Genomic DNA, 19,116 nt, shown 5'->3' on the forward strand with positions numbered 1-19,116 from the left:
GATCGCCGCAGCCGGTCACGCGGAAGCGCAGGAAAGCGGGTGTCCATTGCGTGCGGACACGGTATTGGTGAGGCATGCAGCTGTTTCTTCTGACCGCCCTGACCATGTGTGCCTTTGCGGCCAATTCCATCCTGAACCGGTTGGCCGTGGAGAGCGGAGCCAGCGACCCGGCGAGTTTTGCCGTTGTTCGTGTACTCTGTGGTGCGCTGGTCCTTTGCGCCTTGGTCGTGTCGCGGGGTGGCACCCTGCGGGTGTTCGACAGGCGCCGAGTGATCGGTGCAGGGTCCTTGTCGCTGTACATGGTCGGGTTCTCGGTGGCCTATCTCTCACTTGATGCGGGATTGGGCGCCTTGATCCTGTTTGCGGTGGTCCAGATCTCGATGTTTCTGGCCAGCGCCCTGACTGGGGCGATCCCGACTATTCGACAGGTGGCGGGGGCAGCAATTGCAACGGCCGGATTGGCCTGGGTGCTGTGGCCAGGCGCTGAGGCACGTGTGGACCCGACAGGAGCAGCCTTGATGGCCGCCGCAGGGGTCGGGTGGGCTGCGTATTCGATTGCCGGTCGGTCCGAGCCCGATGCGCTGGCGGGAACGGCCTCGAACTTTGTGGTGGCCCTGCCGGTAACCGCTGGCATTTTGATCGTGGGCGCTCCGGCGTGGAACTTGACCTGGGTGGGTTTGGGGCTGGCGGCCGTATCTGGCGGCGTAACCTCCGGGTTGGGGTACGCCCTGTGGTATCGCCTGCTGCCCCAGCTGGCGCCTGCGGTTGCAGCCGTAGTTCAGCTGAGCGTCCCGGTGATTGCTATCATTGCAGGTGTGGCGCTGCTCGGCGAGCAACTGAGCCTGCGGCTGATGGCAGGGGCAGGGTTGGTTTTGGGCGGTATTGCATTGGCAGTTATGCGCGTGAGGCGGCGCTAGGTCTTTCCTCTCTGAAGAATAGCGATTATCTGGCGGCCATGCGGATCCTCTTTTTCATATTGCTTTTCCTGATGCCGACCGCCGCGCAAGCAAAATGCGTTGTCCTGCTGCATGGGCTTGCCCGGACCGAAGCATCGTTTTCGGTCATGGAGCAGTTGTTCAAGGTGCACGGGTACATCGTTGTGCGGCCGGGTTATCGCTCGACGGATCTTCCGATTCCGGAACTGGCCGACCGGACCATACCCGAGGCGTTTGCGGCGTGCGGAGATGACACCGTCAACGTTGTCGCGCATTCGATGGGGGGTATCCTGTTGCGCTACTGGCTGCAGGATCACCATCCGCAGAATCTGGGCCGCGTCGTCATGCTTGGCCCGCCCAACCAGGGCAGCCAATTGGTCGATGAACTGGGCGATTGGGAAGTGTTCGGTCTGTTGAACGGCCCCGCCGGTCTGCAGCTGGGTACAGGTCCCGAAGGCATTCCGCGTCGCCTGCCGCCGGTCGACTTTGAGCTGGGGGTGATTGCAGGCGAGAACTCCTTGAATCCGGTCTTTTCGTCGCTGGTTGATGGACCGGATGACGGCAAGGTCGCTGTCGAAGAAACCAAAGTCCAGGGCATGACCGACCACATCGTGCTGCCGGTGACGCATACGTTCATGATGAACAACCCGCAGGTCATGGCGCAGGCTTTGCACTTCATCGAGTTCGGTGAGTTCGATCCCAACATAACCTGGCTGGACGGTGTGATGGACATCATTGATGAGATCTGCATCGGAGAGGACTGCGCCGAACCCGCCTCGGAACCCACGCGATGACCGCATTGGAACTGACCTTTTCCGGGGCGCAGGTTCTGCACCCTGATCGCGGACTTGTCGGTAACGATCTCTCAATCGCGGACGGCTTGATCCAGGAGGGCAGCGGTGCGCCGGTCGTTGATCTGAGCGGCTATCTGATCCTGCCGGGCATCATCGACCTGCACGGGGACGGGTTCGAGCGTCACATCGCCCCGCGCCGGGGGGCCATGAAGCAGATGGACGAGGGCATCCGCGCCGCCGAGGCCGAACTGGCAGCCAATGGCATCACCACCGCCGTGCTGGCGCAGTTCTACAGCTGGGAGGGCGGCGTACGCGGCCCAGAGTTCGCCGCCGACGTGTTCCGCGCGATCGCGGCGGTGAAGGGCAGCGTGGTCACCGACCTGATCCCGCAGTTGCGGTTCGAAACCCACCTGCTGGATGACTATGCCGACCTGCCGGGGCGCATCGCCGACTGGCAGGTGCCCTATGTCGTGTTCAACGATCATCTGCCCCATGACCGTCTGGCGCAGGGGCGTACCCCGCCGCGTTTGACCGGGCAGGCGCTCAAGGCTGGTCGCAGCCCCGAGGCGCATCTGAAGATGCTGCAGGACATGCACGCCCGCACCTCCGAGGTGCCAACTGCGCTTGATGCGCTGTGCGCGGCGTTGGCCCAACAAGGCGTGCGTCTGGGCAGCCATGATGACGCCACGGCAGAGGCCCGTTGCCACTGCCGCGCGCGCGGCGTGCATATCGCCGAATTTCCCGAAACGCTCGAAGCGGCCGAGGCCGCCAAGGCTGCGGGCGATCACGTCATTCTGGGCTCCCCCAACGTGGTGCGGGGCGGATCGCACAAGGGCAATGTCAGCGCGCTGGACCTGATCGCCATGGGGCTGTGCGATGCGCTGGCGTCGGATTACCACTATCCCAGCCCGCGCAGGGCGGCGCTGATGCTGATGAAATCGGGGCTGATGGATCTGGCGAGCGCTTGGGCGCTGGTGTCGTCGGGTCCCGCGCGGGTGCTTGGCCTCGGGGACCGCGGGTCGCTGCACCCCGGCAAACGCGCCGATCTGGTCATTCTGGACGCTGAAACGCAGCGCGTGGCGGCCACCATCGCCGGCGGCCGGGTCAGTTTCCTGTCGGGGGATGTTGCCGGGCGGTTCGTCGCCGCGGCGCGCTAGCGTTTGATCCGGTTGAAATGGCCCATCTTGCGGCCCGGCTTGACCTCGGCCTTGCCATACAGGTGCAGGGCCACGTCACGCTGTTGCGCAAGCTCGGGCACGCGGTCCATGTCGTCGCCGATCAGGTTCTCCATCACCACATCCGCGTGACGCTGCCCGTCGCCCAGCGGCCAGCCGGCAACGGCGCGGATATGCTGTTCGAACTGATCGACTGCACAGCCGTTCTGCGTCCAGTGGCCCGAGTTGTGGACGCGCGGCGCGATCTCGTTCACGATCAGGCCCTGCGGCGTCACGAACAGTTCGACCCCCATGACGCCGACATAGTCCAGCGCGTTCAGGATATTCGCGGCCAGCAGCACCGCGTCGGTCCGCAGGGCGGGGGACAGGCGCGCGGGCACCGTGGTCGTGTGCAGGATTCCGTCGCGATGCACGTTCTCGCCGAGGTCGAAACAGGCCACCTGGCCGTCCAGCCCGCGGGCGGCGATGATGGACACCTCGTGGCTGAAATTGACGAAGCCTTCCAGGATCGCGGGTGCACCTTGCATGTCGGCCAGCGCGGCCTGTGCGTCCTCGGGCGATTTCAGCCGCGCCTGCCCCTTGCCGTCATAACCGAAGCGGCGGGTCTTGAGGATGGCCGGCGTGCCGATCCGTTCGATGGCGGCCTGCAGGCTGTCCAGGTCGGTCACATCGGCAAAGGGTGCGGTGTTCAGGTCCAGGCCTTGCAGGAATGTCTTTTCGGTCAGCCGGTCTTGACTGACCCGCAGGGCCTCGCGTCCGGGGCGGATGGGACGGTGCGATTCCAGAACGTCCAGCGCCTCGGTCGGGATGTTTTCGAACTCGTAGGTGATGACATCGACCGATTGCGCAAAAGCGGCCAGCGCCTCGGCATCCTCATAAGGAGCGGTGGTCACGCGATGCGCCACCTGGTCCGCCGGCGGGTTGGCGCCCGGCTCGAAGATATGGGTCACGAAGCCCAGCCGCGCCGCGGCCATCGACAGCATCCGCCCCAGCTGGCCGCCGCCCAGAATTCCGATCACCGCGCCCGGCTGCAAGGGGTTACTCATCGCGGGGCTCCTCGGGGATCGAGTCCGACAGCGCCGCGCGCCAGGCGTCCAGCCGGTCGGCCAGAGCCGCATCTTGCAGGGCCAGAATACCAGCGGCCATCAGACCGGCATTGGCGCCGCCGGCCGAACCGATGGCCATGGTCGCAACCGGGAAACCCTTGGGCATCTGCACGATGGAATAGAGCGAGTCGACACCGGACAGCGCCCGCGTCTGCACCGGTACACCGATCACCGGTACCCGCGTCTTGGACGCCATCATCCCCGGCAGATGTGCGGCCCCGCCGGCGCCGGCGATGATCACCTGTAGACCGCGCTGCACGGCGGTCTTGCCGTACTCCCACAGACGGTCCGGCGTGCGGTGGGCCGAGACGATCTTGGTCTCGTAGGCCACGCCCAGTTCGTCCAGTATCTCTGCAGCGCCCTTCATGGTGGGCCAGTCCGACTGGCTGCCCATGATGATTCCGACCTTGATATCGCTCATCCGCCCTGTTCCCCGCCTGCTTTAGGAAGCGCGCACTATAGTGAAATCCGCTTGCGTGGCAATGCGGTTGACCGCTCCGGATCAGGCGATGATGTCAGGGGTCAGGCGATCCTCGATCAGCCGGATGATATCCTTCAGGCGCAGCTTCTGTTTCTTCAGCCGCTTCACCGTCAGCTGATCGGCAGTGCCAGTCGCCTCGAGCGCCTTGATCGCCTCATCCAGGTCGCGGTGTTGTTGGCGGAACACCTCCAGTTCGACGCGCAGAACCTCGTCGGTTTTCATCGAAATGTCGGTGGGCGCGTTCATGGGCGACTCATGTGTGGCTGGTGGTGCGTGTTACACAAGATAGTGCGTTCAAGTGAATCCGCCTAGACCTTGTGGAGACACACGTTTCATCCCATATTGTCTTGTGCGCAGCTGCCGTTACGGGGCCGCGCATCACGTCGCTTTGACAAAGAAGGACGAGAAAACGTGTCAAAACTTACACTTGGCTCATACCCGCATCTTCTGGGGTTCGAGCAGCTGGAACGCCTTCTGGAACGGTCTGCAAAGGCCGGAAACGAGGGGTATCCGCCCTACAACATCGAACAGACGTCGGATCATTCCTACCGCATTACCTTGGCCGTAGCCGGGTTTGCCGAGGACGACCTGTCGATCACCATCGAAGATAGGCAACTGGTGATCCGCGGCCGTCAGCACGACGACAGCGAGGGGCGCGTGTTCCTGCACCGCGGCATCGCGGCCCGTCAGTTCCAGCGCATGTTCGTGCTGGCCGACGGTGTCGAGGTCGGCGAAGCCATTATGGAAAATGGCCTTCTGCATATCGACCTGACCCGCGCCGTGCCCGAAACTGTTGTGCAGACGATCAACATTAGGAAGGGGTAAGCCATGAATACACCGTATGAAATCAACACCGAAGGCAATCGGATCGTCTACGTGAAGGCCGTGAACGTGGCCAACCTGCCGCACGAGGTGCGCACGCAGGTGGGTGATCTGGATCATCTATATGCCGTTCACGATTCAGATGGGCAGCAACTGGCGCTTGTCGCCGATCGAAAGCTGGCCTTCGTTCTGGCGCGGCAGCATGACCTGTCTCCGGTGGCCGTGCACTGACACGGCCATAGACCGATTCAACGTGACAAGCGGCGCGTGAGGCGTCAAACATGCCACCCGCGGGTTTGCATTCCCGGCACTTTCTGACTGCAGGCACGAGAGGGCGCATGAGCTGGTTCGATTTCGATTGGGTGGATGCTTTCAGCGACACGGCATTCGGCGGAAATGGCTGTGCAGTCGTGCATGGTGGCGCGCATTTGCCGGAAACAGTCTGCACGGCGTTTGTCCGCGAGACGTCTTTGGTCGAATGCACGTTTACCGGCCCATCGGATGTGGCGGATATCCGAGTGCGGTATTTCCTGGCCAGCCGTGAAATTCCCTTTGCCGGACACCCGACCATTGCGACCGTGGCTGCCATGCGCTCCCGAGGAATGATATCTGCTGACGCACTGACGCTGGAAACCGGAGCAGGGATCTTGTCGGTCGAGCTGCATGGCGACCAGATCGAGATGACCCAGATCGCGCCCGAATTCGGCACGCGGGTGCCGGAAGACCTTGTTGCCGCTGCGATCGGCCTACCTGCAAGCGCGATCATATCGCCGCCGCAGATGGTTTCGACCGGGCTTCCGTTCTGCATTACAGTTCTGCGGGATCACGCAGCCTTGCGCGCGGCACAACTGAATGTGGATGCGCTGCAACGGGTGGCGGAAACTGCCGGATATGCCGGGTCCGACATGGCCGAACCCTTTCTGGTGACCCTGCAGGGGGCCACGGCTCAAGGGGATACGTTCTCGCGTCTGTTGCTGGCACCGCCCAGCCCGCCCGAAGATCCGTTCACCGGCTCCGCCACCGGCGCAATGGCGGCTTACCTGTGGAAATACGGGCTGATGCCGAAAGACAGCTTTATCGCCGAACAGGGCCACGACATGGGCCGCCCCGGCCAGGCGACCGTAACGCGGGTCGGGCCAGCGGATGCGATGACGGGCATCAAGGTTGCCGGGCGCGGGTTTGTGCTGATGCGCGGACAGGCTGATCTGCCGGATGTGCTGCCATGACAGAACCCGCCATCGCGATCCTGCCCTATGGGCACCGCTTGGGGCCAAAGCTCGCCTCGGTTCCGCTGGCAGATCTGAATTGGCCGCTGGGTTGCCCCGAGCGCCTGTCAGGAAAGACCGTTGGTGACCTCGCGCCCTCCGACCACCTGATCATGTATCCCAATTCGACCGTGCATCTGCGCCTGCGACGCGGCACGCGGGCTCGGATATCGCTGATGATGGGCGAGCCATCGGCCATACATGGCAAGCACGATCGGATGCTGCGCTGGACCTGGCGCCGGTTTTTCCGGGTTTTCACCTTTCACGACGTATTGCTGAACAGCCTGCCCAACGCGGTTTTCCTGCCCTACGGCGTGACCCAAGTTCCCGAGTGGCAGGATCTGAGCGTCGTCAAGACGCGGTCATGTTCGCTGATCGCGTCGGCGAAGCGCGATTTGGAGGGGCACCAGCTGAGGCACAGGCTGATCGATTGGGCCCGCGACACAGGCGCTGACATCGACATCATGGGCCGCGGCTATCAGCCGTTCGAGAACAAGTCAGACGGGTTGGCACCTTATCGTTATTCGGTCGTCATCGAAAACGTGCGCGAGAGGAACTACTTCTCGGAGAAGCTGATCGACGCCGTTCTGTGTTCGACAGTCCCGATCTATTGGGGGTGCCCTAATATCGGCGACTTCCTCGATACTGAGGGGATGATCCTGTGCGAAACCGAGGCGGACATCCAGCAGGCCGTGCAAATGCTGTCGGGGGAAGACTATGAAAAACGCCTGCCGTATCTACGGGCGATGCAGCCGCAGGCCGCCATCTATGGAGAGTTCGAACTGAGGGCTGCCGAGGCCCTGCGGGATCAGCTTTCAGCAGGCTGACTGTGCCGAACGCGCGCTTTGGCTGTGCCGCAGTGGGTCAGTGCCGCGAGACACGTTCCAGGTAATCGATCGCGTCCTGCAATTCCTCCAGAATGTCATACCAGCCATCCACGTCGTTCAGCCGGCGGAACTCGGCTTTGACCGAGTCGTGGTGCATCATGTCCTTGGCCTCTTTGAGACTGTCGCGCGCCGAGTCTGGCTCCATGTTGCCGGCAGCGGTCTTGGCCGCATCGATGACCTCAAGTATCTGGCGAAGACGGGTCGTGCCGGGCGTCGGCGGAACCGGTGGTACTACAAGCCCCAAAGGGTGATCCTGGGGCGGCGGCTGCAGTGTATCCAGCGCCTTTTGAATCTTGGCTTTGATCTTGTCGCATTCCTTCACCCAATCCGCGTAGGTGCGGATCGATTTCAGAAGGTCCAGCAGCCAGTCTATGGGGATAAATGGTGTCAGGCCCCCTGCCATAGCCGGCGAAGCCATCAACGCCGGAAGTTGCAACCGGGAAAACTGGGCGATCTTGTAGTCGGCAATTACCGCTGCGCGGTTGTCTCCCGCAAACATGGCTCCGCCATCGTCGGTATTTTTCTGAGTTGCCATATGTTCACCCTCCCAAAGGATGCAGACAAATTATGTCTGCTCAAAATATGCGAAATAATAGCATTTTTTGGATGAAACGTCGAACGACCGCCAATCTTCGCGGATGGAAGGGGGGTGTTCAAAGCAGTGTTCTGGAAATGAAAGACCCCCGGAGATGTCTCCGGGGGTCAGTGTTGACAGCAACTAGCTGTGGCTCAGGATCCGGCAATCAATCCCATGCTTTCCAGCTTCAGCAGAACCTGATGGGCACAGTTGTCCACGTCCACATTCTCGGTCTCGACGCGCAGTTCCGGGTTTTCCGGCACGTCGTAAGGGTCCGAAATACCAGTGAACTCTTTGATCTTGCCTTCACGCGCCAGCTTGTACAGGCCCTTGCGGTCGCGGCGCTCGCATTCCTCGATGCTGGTGGCCACGTGAACTTCGCAGAACGCGCCGAACTGCTCGATCTCCTCGCGCACGGCGCGGCGGGTGGTGGCGTAGGGCGCGATCGGGGCACAGATGGCGATGCCGCCGTTCTTGGTGATCTCGGAGGCCACATATCCGATGCGGCGGATGTTCAGGTCCCGGTGTTCCTTCGAGAAGCCCAGTTCCGAGCTGAGGTTCTTGCGGACAATGTCACCGTCCAGCAACGTGACGGGACGGCCGCCCATCTCCATCAGCTTGACCATTAGAGCGTTGGCGATGGTCGATTTGCCCGAGCCCGAGAATCCGGTGAAGAAGACGGTAAAGCCCTGCTGGCTGCGTGGCGGATAGCGGCGGCGCAGCTGCTCGACCACCTCGGGGAACGAGAACCACTCGGGGATCTCCAGCCCCTCGCGGAGGCGGCGGCGCAGTTCGGTGCCCGAGATGTTCAGGATCGTGACGTTGTCTCGGTCCTCGATCTCGTCCGCGGGTTCGTACTGGGCGCGTTCCTGCACATAGACCATGTGTTTGAAATCGACCATCTCGATGCCGATCTCGTCCTGGAATTTGCGGAACAGGTCCTGGGCGTCATAGGGGCCGTAGAAATCCTCGCCCTGGCTGTTCTTGCCGGGGCCGGCATGGTCGCGGCCGACGATGAAGTGGGTGCAGCCGTGGTTTTTGCGGATCAGGCCGTGCCAGACCGCTTCGCGCGGCCCAGCCATGCGCATCGCCAGGTTCAGCAGGCTCATCGTGGTGGTCGAAGCCGGGTATTTGTCCAGCACCGCCTCATAGCAGCGCACGCGGGTGAAGTGATCGACATCACCGGGCTTGGTCATGCCCACAACCGGGTGGATCAGCAGGTTGGCCTGCGCCTCACGCGCGGCGCGGAAGGTCAGTTCCTGGTGTGCGCGGTGCAGCGGGTTGCGGGTCTGGAAAGCCACGATGCGGCGCCACCCCACCTTGCGGAAATAAGCGCGCAATTCGTTCGGGGTGTCGCGGCGCGCCTTGAAATCATAATGCACCGGCGGCTGGATGCCGGTCACGGGGCCGCCGAGGTAAACCTTGCCTGCCACGTTGTGCAGGTAGTTCACGGCCGGATGCGCGTCATCATCGGCACCGAACACCTTCTCGGCCTCACGCGATTTGTCCGGGGTCCAGCGGTCGGTAACGGTCATGGTCGCCAGGATCACGCCTTCCTGGTCGCGCAGCGCGATGTCCTGACCCAGTTCGATCTGATCGGCGAAATCTTCGTTCACATCTAGTGTGATCGGCATCGGCCAAAGGCTTCCGTCGGCCAGGCGCATGTTTTCGACGACGCTGTTATAGTCTTCCTGACTCAGAAAGCCCTTGAGCGGGTTGAACCCGCCATTCATCAGCAATTCCAGATCACAGATCTGGCGCGGGGTCAGGTCCCAGCTGGTCAGGTCGGCGGCTTCGACTTTCAGCTTTTGGGCGGATTCATAGGAAACATACAGTTCTGGGATCGGAGCCAGGTTACTCAACATCGTCATCGCAATACTCTTGAGGCAGTGTGGTCAGTCAGTGATTCAGGTGCATTTCCGGGCCATGTGCCCCGGTCGTCAGTCGAAGTCCATATACATTGATGAAACAAAGGAGGATATGCGCGGTTTTTCCCCGGAATGGAAGGTTTTTCCGGGCCCGAACCGAAAAAGCGGCGAAAATCCCACCGGATGGGGACAATATCGTTAACCGGCGGCGATCTGTTCTGGTGAGGTCAGAAGTTGGTCCAGATCCAGAGCGCGCTCGACGGGCAGGGCAGGGACGGGCTCGGTTACGCCCCGCAGCTGGAACAGACGCAGGTCAAGGCCATTGGTCTCAAACCCGGCCGCGCGCAGCACGGCTTCCGAGACCAACAGCTCGGCCCCGAGCGCCTTGGTTTCTCCTTCCAGCCGACTGGCGACGTTCACGGCGTCTCCGATGATGGTCCGCGCGGCGTGGCCGGCAGCACCGATCTCTCCCAACACAAGGTCGCCGAGGTGTAGGCCCATGCCGATGCGGATCGCGGGGCTGTTTTCCTGGGACAGCTGCTGGTTGAACTGCGCAAGCGCGTGACTGATGTCGATCGCAGCTTTCAGGGCAGAACGGGCCGAGCTGGACGTGTCGGATGTTTCGAACACGGCCAAAAGGCCATCGCCCATGTATTTATCGACGACCCCTCCGTCTGCGGTAATGGCTGGAACAATGGCGTCAAAGAACCGGTTCAGCAGAAACACGATGTCATAGGGCAGTTGCCCCGTTGTGCGCGCGGTAAACCCGCGCATGTCCAGAAAAAGCACGGCCAGTTTACGCTCTTGCCCCTGGCTGGCATGCGCCCGCTGGCGTCCACCATCCGGCCGGAAAACACGGAACACCGTCAAGGGGCTGGAAGGGCGGACCTGGCAGGCCAGGCGCGTGCGCTGTGTGGCCCCCACGGCCTTCAGGCTGCGAGCTTCGACCTCGCTGGGCGGTGGCAGTGACTCGGCGCCATCCTCGACGATGACGCGGCAGGTGGTGCAGCGCCCCCGGCCGCCGCACAGTGCAGTATGCGGAATACCGTTGGCTTGTGACATCTCAAGCAGCGTCATGCCTTTCTCTGAGGTCACTTCCGGCCCATCGACATATCTGACGCGCACCGAGTGTCGCCTGCGCCAAAGCTTGCCTCCGAAATGGAACGCAAGAGCTGCACCAAGCGCGATCCAGAAGGCCATCAAGGCGTTGTCCTTGACGCTGAACAAAACCTGGAACTCTTCGGGGCCGGGCCAGTTGTAATGCTCGATATACTGTTCGCGTAGATCCGGATCCGCAAAATCCATCCAGATGCGCCGCCCTTCGGTCAGCAAACCGGCCAGGGCAAAGCTTGGGATGAAGACGGCAACTCCGATCAGATAGGGTACGGTTTGACGCCACCACGAGGTCAGTCGCAGCCAGATATGCAGTCCGATGCACCCGTGTATCCAGACGATCAGCATCAGCAGGCTTTGCATCCAGATGGCCGAATTTGGCCACATCAGAATGATGATGTAGCCCATCTCGTCATTCACGTCGAAAACCTGATGCGCATAGCGTGTCTGTACGATGTGCGAAATCAGTTGCAGCGGAATGAGAAGGCCAAGAACGATCTGCAGGCCCGTATGAAAGGGCATTCGCAGGGTTCGGCGCTGGGCGATCGACACCAATGCCAGACCTGCATGTACGATCAGGGCAAGATACAGGACAGCGCTGCCAATGGAATGGCGCGTGACCGTTTTCCGAGAGTTCTGCATGTCATGCAGGTAGTCGGTGTGAAACAGCCCCAGCCCGATATTGATGAAGTGGAAGAAAGCAAAGGCAAACAGCACAAGACCACTGATGATCCTGAGACGGGTCGCCCAACTGCCCTGCCAAAGGGGGGTGTTCAAAAGATCACCTGAAATCTGCCGCGCTCGGGGCAAGTCTGCGTTGCCGCGCGGTGCGGGTCAAGGTGCCAGAGGAGGGCGGTACGCAGCGCCGAAACGCTGCGCGTCGCGGTCATTCCTGTTCGGCAAGGAACCGTTCGGCATCCAGCGCAGCCATGCAGCCCATTCCGGCCGAGGTCACGGCCTGCCGGTACACATGGTCGGTCAAGTCGCCGGCCGCGAACACGCCGGGGATCGAGGTCTGCGTGGTGCCGGGTTTGGTTTTGACATAGCCGCCCATATGGGTTTCCAGCACGTCCTTTACCAGTTCGTTGGCCGGCGCGTGGCCGATAGCGACGAACACGCCTTTGCAAGGGATCTCGGTGATTTCGCCCGTCTTGACGTTCTTCACCCGCACGCTTTCGACGCCCAGCGGGTTATCGGTGCCGATCACTTCCTCCAGCTGGTGGAACCACAGCGGCTCGATCTTGTCGTTCTTGAACAGGCGGTCCTGCAGGATCTTCTCGGCCCGCAGCTCGTCCCGGCGGTGGATCAGGGTGACCTTGCTGGCGAAATTGGTCAAGAACAGCGCCTCTTCCACGGCTGTGTTGCCGCCGCCGATCACCACGATCTCCTGTCCGCGATAGAAGAACCCGTCACAGGTGGCGCAGGCCGACACGCCAAAGCCCTTGAATTTCTCCTCCGATGGCAGCCCCAGCCATTTGGCGCGTGCGCCGGTTGCCAGGATGACGGCGTCCGCAGTGTAGACGGTGCCGCTGTCGCCCTTTGCGGTGAAAGGCCGTTTGCACAGGTCCAGGTCGTTGATGATGTCACCGATCACCTCGCAGCCCATGGCCTTGGCGTGATCCTGCATGCGCACCATCAGGTCGGGGCCTTGAACTTCGGTGTCGCCCGGCCAGTTCTCGACCTCGGTGGTGGTGGTCAGCTGGCCGCCCGGTTCGATGCCCTGCACCAGAATCGGGTTCAACATCGCGCGGCTGGCATAGACGCCCGCAGTGTATCCGGCAGGCCCCGATCCGATGATCAGAACCTTGGTGTGTCGTGTCTCGGCCATGGAACCCCCACTCGATTATTGCCTGAGCGCCGTCGTGGGCGCCGGGCTTCGATATAGCGACAGCATCGGTCAGCTTAAAGCCCCTTCGTCTCACGCGTCCGTCATGTTGTACTAAGGTGCCGGCTTGCCTGATCGACAGACAAAGATTATTGCGCTGTTGCGAAAGAATATTGCGCATGGCACCTGCGCTGATATAAGAACCGAAAATTTCAGGAGCACCGCATGGTCACGACACGGCTGGACGAGATCGACCGAAAGATCCTTGCAGAACTGCAGGCAGACGGGCGAATGACCAATGTCGAGCTCGCCAAACGTGTCGGAATCTCGGCCCCACCCTGCCTGCGGCGCGTACGCACGCTGGAGGAGGCCGGCTTTATCCGAGGATACCACGCCGAGGTCAACGCCCGGGAATTGGGGTTCGAAGTTCAGGTCTTTGCGATGGTTGGCCTTGAAAGCCAGGCCGAGGCGGAATTGCGGGCGTTCGAAGACCGCTGCAGAGACTGGCCGCTGGTCCGGGAATGCCACATGCTGAACGGCGAGGTCGACTTCATCCTGAAATGCGTCGCCCCCGATCTCAGCAGTTTTCAACAGTTCCTGACGGGTGAGTTGCTGACCACGCCGAACGTGGCCAGCGTCAAGACTTCGCTTGTCATCCGCGGTGCAAAAGACGAACCCGGCGTGCCGTTCGACGTATTGGAAGAGCGGATGAACCGGACGGCGTAAAGCCGGCGCGTCTGGTTTGCGATGCGCATGGCGGCAGCACCGCCACGATGGCCAGAGAAATGGCCCAACTCAGTAAAATCTGCATGTTGCCCCCCAAAATGCAGTGGTGATGGTTAAAGCTGTCACGCCGTGATGGCGTCGATCTCGCCCTCCCCGGCGCGTGCCATAAGCAACGGACCGAAATCGTGCAAGGAATGGATATGCGCGAACAGGTTCAGGTAGATCGAGCGCAGCGAGTGGCTCATCATCCGGACCGCGTTCACGCCGGGATGATAGGTTTCGAACTGCAGCCCATCGACATTGATGACCGCGTGGCGCTCCAGGCAGATGTGGAACAGCTCGACCGGAGTGGGCGGCTGCGTTTCGATAACGGACATGCCGTCCTGAAATTCGGCGACGGGTGTCAGCATCGGCTGTCCACCTCCAAGATGCCTCAGATGCGCCGGCGTCGCCAGCAAGCGGGCCGCGGGGCCGGCAATGACGCCGGACAATGGTTTTTGCATGCCGAACGTGTCTGCCATGATGCGGGTCAAAGGGCGTGTCCGCCCGCGCGAGTCTTCGCGGCCAGGTACCAGAGTGACCGAGCCTTTCCACAACACCTTTTCGGATGCGCCGGTCTGGGTCAGGACCGTGTCGCCCGGCATCAAGTCCTCGATGGCGACCGGGCCGTGTTCCGTCTCGACCAGAGACCCACGTGTAAAGGCGCAGAACGCGTCTTCGAAAACGGGCAGCGCCGGTGCGATGTGGCGTGTCTGCGAAACTTCCCCGTTTTTCAGCAGCGCACTCACCTCGTATCGACGCAGTTGCGCCTTCTGTTTGGTGCCTGGACGCGGTGCTTCGCGCAGCAATGCCGAAGTGTCGAGGGCATTCTGCGCGGCACGTGCCAGTGAATTTGGAATAGTCATATTATTCCGTTCCTTCCAATACGCCGAACAGGCGGGAAACATCCCCGTGGAGGCCCGCCTGACAGCTTGATTCTTTGTCTTGAAAAAAGTGCGCCACCTCCATGCGGGTACCGACATGGCCGCGCATGGCGAATGGATTTCGCATTCGTTTGGTCAACACAATGACCCCCCAGACAAACTCGTACACTGCGAACGTAATTGTCCGCACACAAACGCCCTGAAAAACGTCGGCTGCGAATACCAGCCTCGGTTCACGCACCGGCCCAGAGCAGCTTCCGGTGCGCGTCTTGCCCTGTTGAGGCCGGCAGCTGGCCCCAGAGGGATTTCGTATCAGCGTCGCGCGGCCAACCGGCGCACGACCCTTGCAGAGTGACTGGAAACCCGCTTCCAGGGCATTTCCGGTTGTTGGTCCCTGGTGGCCGCGACAACGGCGCGAAGAAAGCGAGATTTCAACTTCATATTCATGTCCTGCTCGAAGTTCGGGCCTAAGCCCTTTTCCCTTTGTAAAGCCAATGTGACGCGTCTTTGCGGCAGCGATGTGGCTGTTCCGGGATCAATTGAGGACAAAGATGAAGTCTTGCGGCACCCCCTGAGTTCGGATGCCAGAAATCAGACGTTCGGAGAACGGATAACCATCTGAGCACTGGCAAAAATTAACAACGATTCTGATGACAGATAGACACAATAAATGTGGCGGAAAAGTGGCGCTTTCGCCTTAATTCGGCCGATCTTTACAATCGTATGGCGGAAATCAGGCGGCCGTAATCCGCCTCGCCGGCGTGGGTCGCGCGCCGGTAGGAATAGAACTTGTCGGGATCGGAATAGGTGCAATGCCGCGTCCATTCCGCCTCCCCGACGCCGGCCTGACGCAGCTTGTGAAGGCCAAAGGCCGGCAGGTCGAAATGCATCCGGTCGCCTTGCCCATTTGCAAAGAAACGCGCGTTGTCCTGGCTTTCCAAAAGGAAGTCCTCCAGAAACTCGGGGCCAACCTCGTAGGCGCGCTGCGAGATCGTCGGGCCGATGACGGCGATGATGTTTTTGCGTTGCGCACCCAGCGCCTCCATGGCGTCCAGCGTCGCCTCGAGGACACCGTCCAGAGCACCGCGCCATCCCGCATGTGCTGCCCCGATCACTTTCGCTTGAGGATCCGCAAACAGCACCGGCTGGCAGTCTGCCGTCAGGATCGTCAGCGCGAGGCCCGGCGTTGCGGTAACGATTGCATCGGCCCTTGGCTTCTCGCCTGCAATCGGCTTGTCGACGGTGATCACGTGTGGGGAATGTACCTGATGCACGCCGACCAATGCATCCAGTTTGACGCCCATGGCCTCGGCCACTCTGCTTCGGTTCAGCGCGACCGCCTCGCTCAGGTCGGACGAGCCCGTGCCACAATTCAGCCCGCTGAAGATACCGGACGAGGCGCCGCCCTTGCGACTGAAGAACCCGTGTCGAATCGGTGACAACAAATCCGAGGTCAGAATTTCCAGAGTCATGTCCCAAGTCCCGATGGTGGCATCGCAGTTTTCGGGTAGAGGCCCAGCACCTTGAACAGGTTTCCCATTTCCTCTGGGTGCGTCAACCGCCGATGTGCCCGAACCAGCGTTTCCAGTTTTGATCCGGTCAACGCGCTGGCCAGAGACTGTGCGCGTTGGGTGATGCCCAGACGCTCAAGAAACACACCCTGAGGCGTCAGCCGCGTATGGGCGCAGCCCGTCGCGCCCGCCGCCAATGCCAGCGTTTCGAAATCCACATGTGCAGTCAGGTCGGCCTGACCCGGTGTGGCGAGCGGATCGACGTATTCGTGCCCCTTTACGGCCTGCAACGTGTCGCCCAGCGAACGCCAGTCGCCATAGTCGATAACGAGAGCCATTCCACCGTGGCTGCGGATGATGCGGGCCGTTTCGGTCACGATGGGAACGGCCGCCGCGCAAAGCTCGACCAGATCACCGTCCCGTGTATCCTCGAGGCGCGTCGCCAAAGCCGCTTGCGTCGCCCTCGGGCCAAGGCCGAATGCCAGCTGATCGCCCTGCAGACCCACAAGACGTTCGCACCAGCCGTCGCCGTCGCGCAGAAACTGGCGGATGGGCAAAGCGTCGAAAAATTCATTGGCCACAAGAAATAGCGGAAGCTCTGGGAGATCGCCCACCGAAACGATCCAGTTCGGTGCGTGTTCATCCAGGGCCTCGGCCTGAAGTCCGCGCAGAACGGGCGAGGCTTCGAGCAATACCACCTGCGCGGCGTCGTGAAACCCGGGCACGCCCCGGGTGGCCCGCAGAATATCGGCCATGAGTGTTCCGCGCCCCGGACCCAGCTCGGCGAGCGCAAACCGGCCGGGTCTGCCTTGATCAATCCAGCCCTGCGCGAGACAAAGACCAATCACTTCGCCGAACATCTGGCTGATTTCCGGAGCGGTGACAAAGTCTCCATGTGTGCCCAACGGGTCGCGGGTAGTGTAGTAGCCATGCGTTGGATGCAGAAGGCATTCGGCCATGTAGTCCGCCACGCTCATCGGCCCGTCTTGCCGGATGCGGTCGGTCAGGTGGCCAAGCAGGCTCATGCCGCCCGCCGTGCCCGTAGGGCGAACCACAAGCCGACGGCGATCATCGGTACAGATAGGATCTGGCCCATCGTCAGGCCGTACCCGCCCACTTGCCACGCAAGTCCAAGCGGGTTTCCGGCCGAAACGAATTGCGCATCGGGTTGACGAAAGAACTCGACGATGAAGCGCGAAGCGCCATAGCCCGCCAGAAATACGCCCATGATGCGGCCGGGCCAATGAAATGCGCCGCGCCTATACACCAGCCACAACAAAAGCAGGCCCAACAGCACGCCTTCCAGTGCAGCCTCGTACAACTGCGACGGGTGGCGGGCGCAAAGTCCGGCAGCGACATTTGCGCAATCCTGAGCTGCCGCGCCGGGAAAGATCACCGCCCAGGGCAGTTCGCTGGGTCGGCCCCACAGCTCGGCATTGACGAAATTGGCCAAACGGCCAAGCAACAGGCCGGGGGGGACCGTATGGGCGATCAGGTCGGCCAGCGAAAGCAAGGGGGCCGAATTGCGTCGCGCGAAGACCAGCGAAGCGATCACCACACCCAGAAGGCCGCCGTGAAAGGACATGCCACCCTGCCAGACCTTCAGGATCTCAAGCGGGTGGAACAGGTAGTATTCGGGCTGATAGAACAGGACAAAGCCCAACCGCCCGCCGATGATGACCCCCAGGATGATCCAGGTGATCAGGTCCTCCAACTGGTCCGGTCTCAGAGGAGGGGATTGATCCGGCCACAAAGCGGGACGGCGCACCGCCATAACCGCCATGCGCCACGCGATCAGGATGCCCGCGATATAGGCCAGCGCATACCACCGAAGCGCGAACTCGATCCCGAAGGCGGAAATCGAGAACAGCTCGGGCGACAGATCGGGGAAATTCAAAACAGCTTGCATGTGCGTCTCATTGCCCGGGGTTGGCTGACCAAGTCAACCTTGAGACTGGGCTCTCTATCCCCCATATAGAAGGCATTCGCGATTCCGGAGAAGACACATGCAAACCCGCAACAAGTTTCTGGACGATATGTCCCAGTTGATGACCAACGCAATGGGCGTGGCGCAGGGTGCGCGGGAAGAGGCTGAAACGGCGATGAAGTCCTTGGTCGACCGCTGGCTGGCGGATCGCGACTTTGTCACGCGAGAAGAGTTCGATGCCGTCCGCGCGATGGCCCAGAAAGCGCGCGAAGAAAACGCGGCACTGGAAGCGCGGATCGCCGCGCTTGAAGCCAAGCTGGACAAATAAGCCCAGCCGCAGATCGGCATTTCAGAATTTTTGGCAAGACCCTACACCGCTCAACCCGCGCTGGGTGTCGCAGTGTCGGGAGTCTCGCCGCATTGCAAAAATAAATCAAGGCAAAGCTGCAGGGTGCGCCAATATTTTGGTGGCCGTTGCCAGCTGTCCACAACTTATTGCTGTTATCCCCAAGAATGGGGGTTGCCAGAGTCCCAGCCACAGCGCACCATATTTAGTACAGGCCTATGGGGGAAGCCCGGCTTGTAGAGCAGGCAACTAGCGCTGGGGCGCTGCCAGCCCCGAAATGCTAGGTATTAAGTGAGGTGGCACCATGGCACTTTCCGAGCAGTATTTCGAAGAAGACATTCATCCGATTGATATTGTCGAACATCTGGCTGAACACCACGATTGGGATTTCGACCGGATCGGTGACGACCAGATCGCCATGGCGGTCGAAGGACAGTGGCGCACCTACTCGATCACGCTGGCCTGGTCCAACTATGACGAGACTCTGCGGATGGTCTGCTCGTTCGAGATGGAGCCGCCCGAGGACCGGGTTTCCGATCTCTATGAATTGCTGAACCGCATGAATGACCAGTGCTGGGCCGGCGCCTTCACCTACTGGGGCAATCAGAAGCTGATGGTCTACCGCTACGGTCTGGTGCTCAGCGGCGGGCAATCGGCCAGCCCCGAACAGATTGACACGATGATCACCGCCGCTGTCCTGAGCGCCGAGCGTTACTATCCTGCGATCCAGTTGGTAACCTGGGGCAACCGTACGCCCGAGGATGCGATGCAAGTCGCCATTGCAGAGGCTTACGGCCGCGCGTAAAGCTTTGCCCCAAACCGCAAAAGCAGGGGA

Annotated in this window: 21 protein-coding genes; 10 read left to right on the plus strand and 11 right to left on the minus strand. The window is 61.4% G+C overall.

Annotation, left to right across the window (positions count from 1 at the left end):
- Positions 1 to 74 precede the first annotated feature (74 nt).
- The 3 genes from ACR0IR_RS01305 to ACR0IR_RS01315 are packed head-to-tail and all read left to right on the plus strand — an operon-like array spanning position 75 to position 2,886.
- A complete protein-coding gene (locus ACR0IR_RS01305; protein ID WP_170364824.1) occupies positions 75 to 917 on the plus strand; it encodes a DMT family transporter in 843 nt (280 codons plus the stop codon).
- A 38-nt stretch (positions 918 to 955) separates the two neighbouring features.
- Positions 956 to 1,729 (plus strand): alpha/beta fold hydrolase, encoded by a 774-nt coding sequence (locus ACR0IR_RS01310; RefSeq protein ID WP_170364823.1) that lies wholly within the window; start codon positions 956 to 958, stop codon positions 1,727 to 1,729.
- Positions 1,726 to 2,886 carry an alpha-D-ribose 1-methylphosphonate 5-triphosphate diphosphatase gene (locus ACR0IR_RS01315; RefSeq protein ID WP_170364821.1) on the plus strand — a complete coding sequence of 387 codons (1,161 nt, stop codon included), beginning with the start codon at positions 1,726 to 1,728 and terminating at the stop codon, positions 2,884 to 2,886. The genes ACR0IR_RS01310 and ACR0IR_RS01315 overlap by 4 nt, the downstream gene beginning before the upstream one ends.
- Here the strand turns inward: ACR0IR_RS01315 and ACR0IR_RS01320 are convergent.
- From ACR0IR_RS01320 to ACR0IR_RS01330, 3 genes are all read right to left on the minus strand, one after another.
- Positions 2,883 to 3,950, minus strand: coding sequence for a 5-(carboxyamino)imidazole ribonucleotide synthase (locus tag ACR0IR_RS01320; protein WP_170364819.1), 1,068 nt, complete (start codon positions 3,948 to 3,950; stop codon positions 2,883 to 2,885). The two genes, ACR0IR_RS01315 and ACR0IR_RS01320, sit on opposite strands and share 4 nt — an antisense overlap.
- Positions 3,943 to 4,431, minus strand: a complete 489-nt coding sequence (gene purE / locus ACR0IR_RS01325; protein ID WP_170364817.1) for a 5-(carboxyamino)imidazole ribonucleotide mutase — start codon at positions 4,429 to 4,431, stop codon at positions 3,943 to 3,945. Before purE ends, ACR0IR_RS01320 begins: the two co-directional genes overlap by 8 nt.
- A gap of 81 nt (positions 4,432 to 4,512) precedes the next feature.
- Positions 4,513 to 4,737, minus strand: a complete 225-nt coding sequence (locus ACR0IR_RS01330; RefSeq protein ID WP_005981552.1) for a YdcH family protein — start codon at positions 4,735 to 4,737, stop codon at positions 4,513 to 4,515.
- A 165-nt stretch (positions 4,738 to 4,902) separates the two neighbouring features.
- Between ACR0IR_RS01330 and ACR0IR_RS01335 the strand changes: the two genes are divergently transcribed.
- From ACR0IR_RS01335 to ACR0IR_RS01350, 4 genes are all read left to right on the plus strand, one after another.
- Entirely contained in the window at positions 4,903 to 5,316 is a 414-nt protein-coding gene (locus tag ACR0IR_RS01335) for an Hsp20 family protein (protein ID WP_170364815.1), read from the plus strand.
- A 3-nt stretch (positions 5,317 to 5,319) separates the two neighbouring features.
- Positions 5,320 to 5,544 (plus strand): DUF1150 family protein, encoded by a 225-nt coding sequence (locus ACR0IR_RS01340; protein WP_093964659.1) that lies wholly within the window; start codon positions 5,320 to 5,322, stop codon positions 5,542 to 5,544.
- A gap of 107 nt (positions 5,545 to 5,651) precedes the next feature.
- Positions 5,652 to 6,539 carry a PhzF family phenazine biosynthesis protein gene (locus ACR0IR_RS01345; RefSeq protein WP_170364813.1) on the plus strand — a complete coding sequence of 296 codons (888 nt, stop codon included), beginning with the start codon at positions 5,652 to 5,654 and terminating at the stop codon, positions 6,537 to 6,539.
- A complete protein-coding gene (locus tag ACR0IR_RS01350; RefSeq protein ID WP_170364811.1) occupies positions 6,536 to 7,405 on the plus strand; it encodes a glycosyltransferase family 10 fucosyltransferase in 870 nt (289 codons plus the stop codon). Before ACR0IR_RS01345 ends, ACR0IR_RS01350 begins: the two co-directional genes overlap by 4 nt.
- Before the next feature lie 37 nt (positions 7,406 to 7,442).
- Here the strand turns inward: ACR0IR_RS01350 and ACR0IR_RS01355 are convergent, their stop codons facing one another.
- From ACR0IR_RS01355 to trxB, 4 genes are all read right to left on the minus strand, one after another.
- Positions 7,443 to 8,000 (minus strand): hypothetical protein, encoded by a 558-nt coding sequence (locus ACR0IR_RS01355; RefSeq protein ID WP_170340578.1) that lies wholly within the window; start codon positions 7,998 to 8,000, stop codon positions 7,443 to 7,445.
- A 194-nt stretch (positions 8,001 to 8,194) separates the two neighbouring features.
- On the minus strand, positions 8,195 to 9,913 hold the full coding sequence (locus tag ACR0IR_RS01360; protein ID WP_170364810.1) for a bifunctional sulfate adenylyltransferase/adenylylsulfate kinase: 1,719 nt from the start codon (positions 9,911 to 9,913) through the stop codon (positions 8,195 to 8,197).
- Positions 9,914 to 10,108: 195 nt separating this feature from the next.
- Positions 10,109 to 11,800 carry an adenylate/guanylate cyclase domain-containing protein gene (locus tag ACR0IR_RS01365; protein WP_170364808.1) on the minus strand — a complete coding sequence of 564 codons (1,692 nt, stop codon included), beginning with the start codon at positions 11,798 to 11,800 and terminating at the stop codon, positions 10,109 to 10,111.
- A gap of 109 nt (positions 11,801 to 11,909) precedes the next feature.
- Entirely contained in the window at positions 11,910 to 12,851 is a 942-nt protein-coding gene (gene trxB / locus ACR0IR_RS01370; RefSeq protein WP_170364806.1) for a thioredoxin-disulfide reductase, read from the minus strand.
- Between the two features lie 222 nt (positions 12,852 to 13,073).
- Here trxB and ACR0IR_RS01375 point away from each other — a divergent pair, with 222 nt between their 5' ends.
- Entirely contained in the window at positions 13,074 to 13,574 is a 501-nt protein-coding gene (locus ACR0IR_RS01375) for an Lrp/AsnC family transcriptional regulator (protein ID WP_093964666.1), read from the plus strand.
- A gap of 122 nt (positions 13,575 to 13,696) precedes the next feature.
- On the opposite strand, the gene ACR0IR_RS01380 is transcribed toward ACR0IR_RS01375, so the two are convergent.
- The 4 genes from ACR0IR_RS01380 to lgt all read right to left on the minus strand — a co-directional run bounded on the left by ACR0IR_RS01380 (position 13,697) and on the right by lgt (position 17,917).
- Positions 13,697 to 14,479: a Hint domain-containing protein gene (locus ACR0IR_RS01380; RefSeq protein WP_170357143.1), complete on the minus strand. Its 783-nt coding sequence runs from the start codon at positions 14,477 to 14,479 to the stop codon at positions 13,697 to 13,699.
- 731 nt (positions 14,480 to 15,210) lie between these two features.
- On the minus strand, positions 15,211 to 15,969 hold the full coding sequence (gene pgeF, locus ACR0IR_RS01385) for a peptidoglycan editing factor PgeF (RefSeq protein ID WP_170364804.1): 759 nt from the start codon (positions 15,967 to 15,969) through the stop codon (positions 15,211 to 15,213).
- Complete coding sequence (locus tag ACR0IR_RS01390; RefSeq protein ID WP_170364802.1) at positions 15,966 to 17,033, minus strand: class I SAM-dependent methyltransferase; 1,068 nt, start codon at positions 17,031 to 17,033, stop codon at positions 15,966 to 15,968. The genes pgeF and ACR0IR_RS01390 overlap by 4 nt, the downstream gene beginning before the upstream one ends.
- Positions 17,030 to 17,917, minus strand: a complete 888-nt coding sequence (gene lgt, locus ACR0IR_RS01395; RefSeq protein ID WP_170364800.1) for a prolipoprotein diacylglyceryl transferase — start codon at positions 17,915 to 17,917, stop codon at positions 17,030 to 17,032. The genes ACR0IR_RS01390 and lgt overlap by 4 nt, the downstream gene beginning before the upstream one ends.
- A gap of 97 nt (positions 17,918 to 18,014) precedes the next feature.
- Between lgt and ACR0IR_RS01400 the strand changes: the two genes are divergently transcribed.
- Both ACR0IR_RS01400 and ACR0IR_RS01405 read left to right on the plus strand, forming a co-directional pair.
- Positions 18,015 to 18,263: an accessory factor UbiK family protein gene (locus tag ACR0IR_RS01400; RefSeq protein WP_093964673.1), complete on the plus strand. Its 249-nt coding sequence runs from the start codon at positions 18,015 to 18,017 to the stop codon at positions 18,261 to 18,263.
- Positions 18,264 to 18,585: 322 nt separating this feature from the next.
- A complete protein-coding gene (locus ACR0IR_RS01405) occupies positions 18,586 to 19,086 on the plus strand; it encodes a type III secretion system chaperone family protein (RefSeq protein ID WP_093964674.1) in 501 nt (166 codons plus the stop codon).
- Positions 19,087 to 19,116 lie beyond the last annotated feature (30 nt).

The organism is Ruegeria sp. CF2, from assembly GCF_056537385.1.

Coding starts and splice junctions, on each gene's coding strand:
- ACR0IR_RS01305 (WP_170364824.1), top strand. CDS start 75: ATGCAGCTGTTTCTTCTGACCGCCCTGACCATGTGTGCCTTTGCGGCC.
- ACR0IR_RS01310 (WP_170364823.1), top strand. CDS start 956: ATGCGGATCCTCTTTTTCATATTGCTTTTCCTGATGCCGACCGCCGCG.
- ACR0IR_RS01315 (WP_170364821.1), top strand. CDS start 1,726: ATGACCGCATTGGAACTGACCTTTTCCGGGGCGCAGGTTCTGCACCCT.
- ACR0IR_RS01320 (WP_170364819.1), bottom strand. CDS start 3,950: ATGAGTAACCCCTTGCAGCCGGGCGCGGTGATCGGAATTCTGGGCGGC.
- purE (WP_170364817.1), bottom strand. CDS start 4,431: ATGAGCGATATCAAGGTCGGAATCATCATGGGCAGCCAGTCGGACTGG.
- ACR0IR_RS01330 (WP_005981552.1), bottom strand. CDS start 4,737: ATGAACGCGCCCACCGACATTTCGATGAAAACCGACGAGGTTCTGCGC.
- ACR0IR_RS01340 (WP_093964659.1), top strand. CDS start 5,320: ATGAATACACCGTATGAAATCAACACCGAAGGCAATCGGATCGTCTAC.
- ACR0IR_RS01345 (WP_170364813.1), top strand. CDS start 5,652: ATGAGCTGGTTCGATTTCGATTGGGTGGATGCTTTCAGCGACACGGCA.
- ACR0IR_RS01350 (WP_170364811.1), top strand. CDS start 6,536: ATGACAGAACCCGCCATCGCGATCCTGCCCTATGGGCACCGCTTGGGG.
- ACR0IR_RS01355 (WP_170340578.1), bottom strand. CDS start 8,000: ATGGCAACTCAGAAAAATACCGACGATGGCGGAGCCATGTTTGCGGGA.
- ACR0IR_RS01360 (WP_170364810.1), bottom strand. CDS start 9,913: ATGACGATGTTGAGTAACCTGGCTCCGATCCCAGAACTGTATGTTTCC.
- trxB (WP_170364806.1), bottom strand. CDS start 12,851: ATGGCCGAGACACGACACACCAAGGTTCTGATCATCGGATCGGGGCCT.
- ACR0IR_RS01375 (WP_093964666.1), top strand. CDS start 13,074: ATGGTCACGACACGGCTGGACGAGATCGACCGAAAGATCCTTGCAGAA.
- ACR0IR_RS01380 (WP_170357143.1), bottom strand. CDS start 14,479: ATGACTATTCCAAATTCACTGGCACGTGCCGCGCAGAATGCCCTCGAC.
- pgeF (WP_170364804.1), bottom strand. CDS start 15,969: ATGACTCTGGAAATTCTGACCTCGGATTTGTTGTCACCGATTCGACAC.
- ACR0IR_RS01390 (WP_170364802.1), bottom strand. CDS start 17,033: ATGAGCCTGCTTGGCCACCTGACCGACCGCATCCGGCAAGACGGGCCG.
- lgt (WP_170364800.1), bottom strand. CDS start 17,917: ATGCAAGCTGTTTTGAATTTCCCCGATCTGTCGCCCGAGCTGTTCTCG.
- ACR0IR_RS01400 (WP_093964673.1), top strand. CDS start 18,015: ATGCAAACCCGCAACAAGTTTCTGGACGATATGTCCCAGTTGATGACC.
- ACR0IR_RS01405 (WP_093964674.1), top strand. CDS start 18,586: ATGGCACTTTCCGAGCAGTATTTCGAAGAAGACATTCATCCGATTGAT.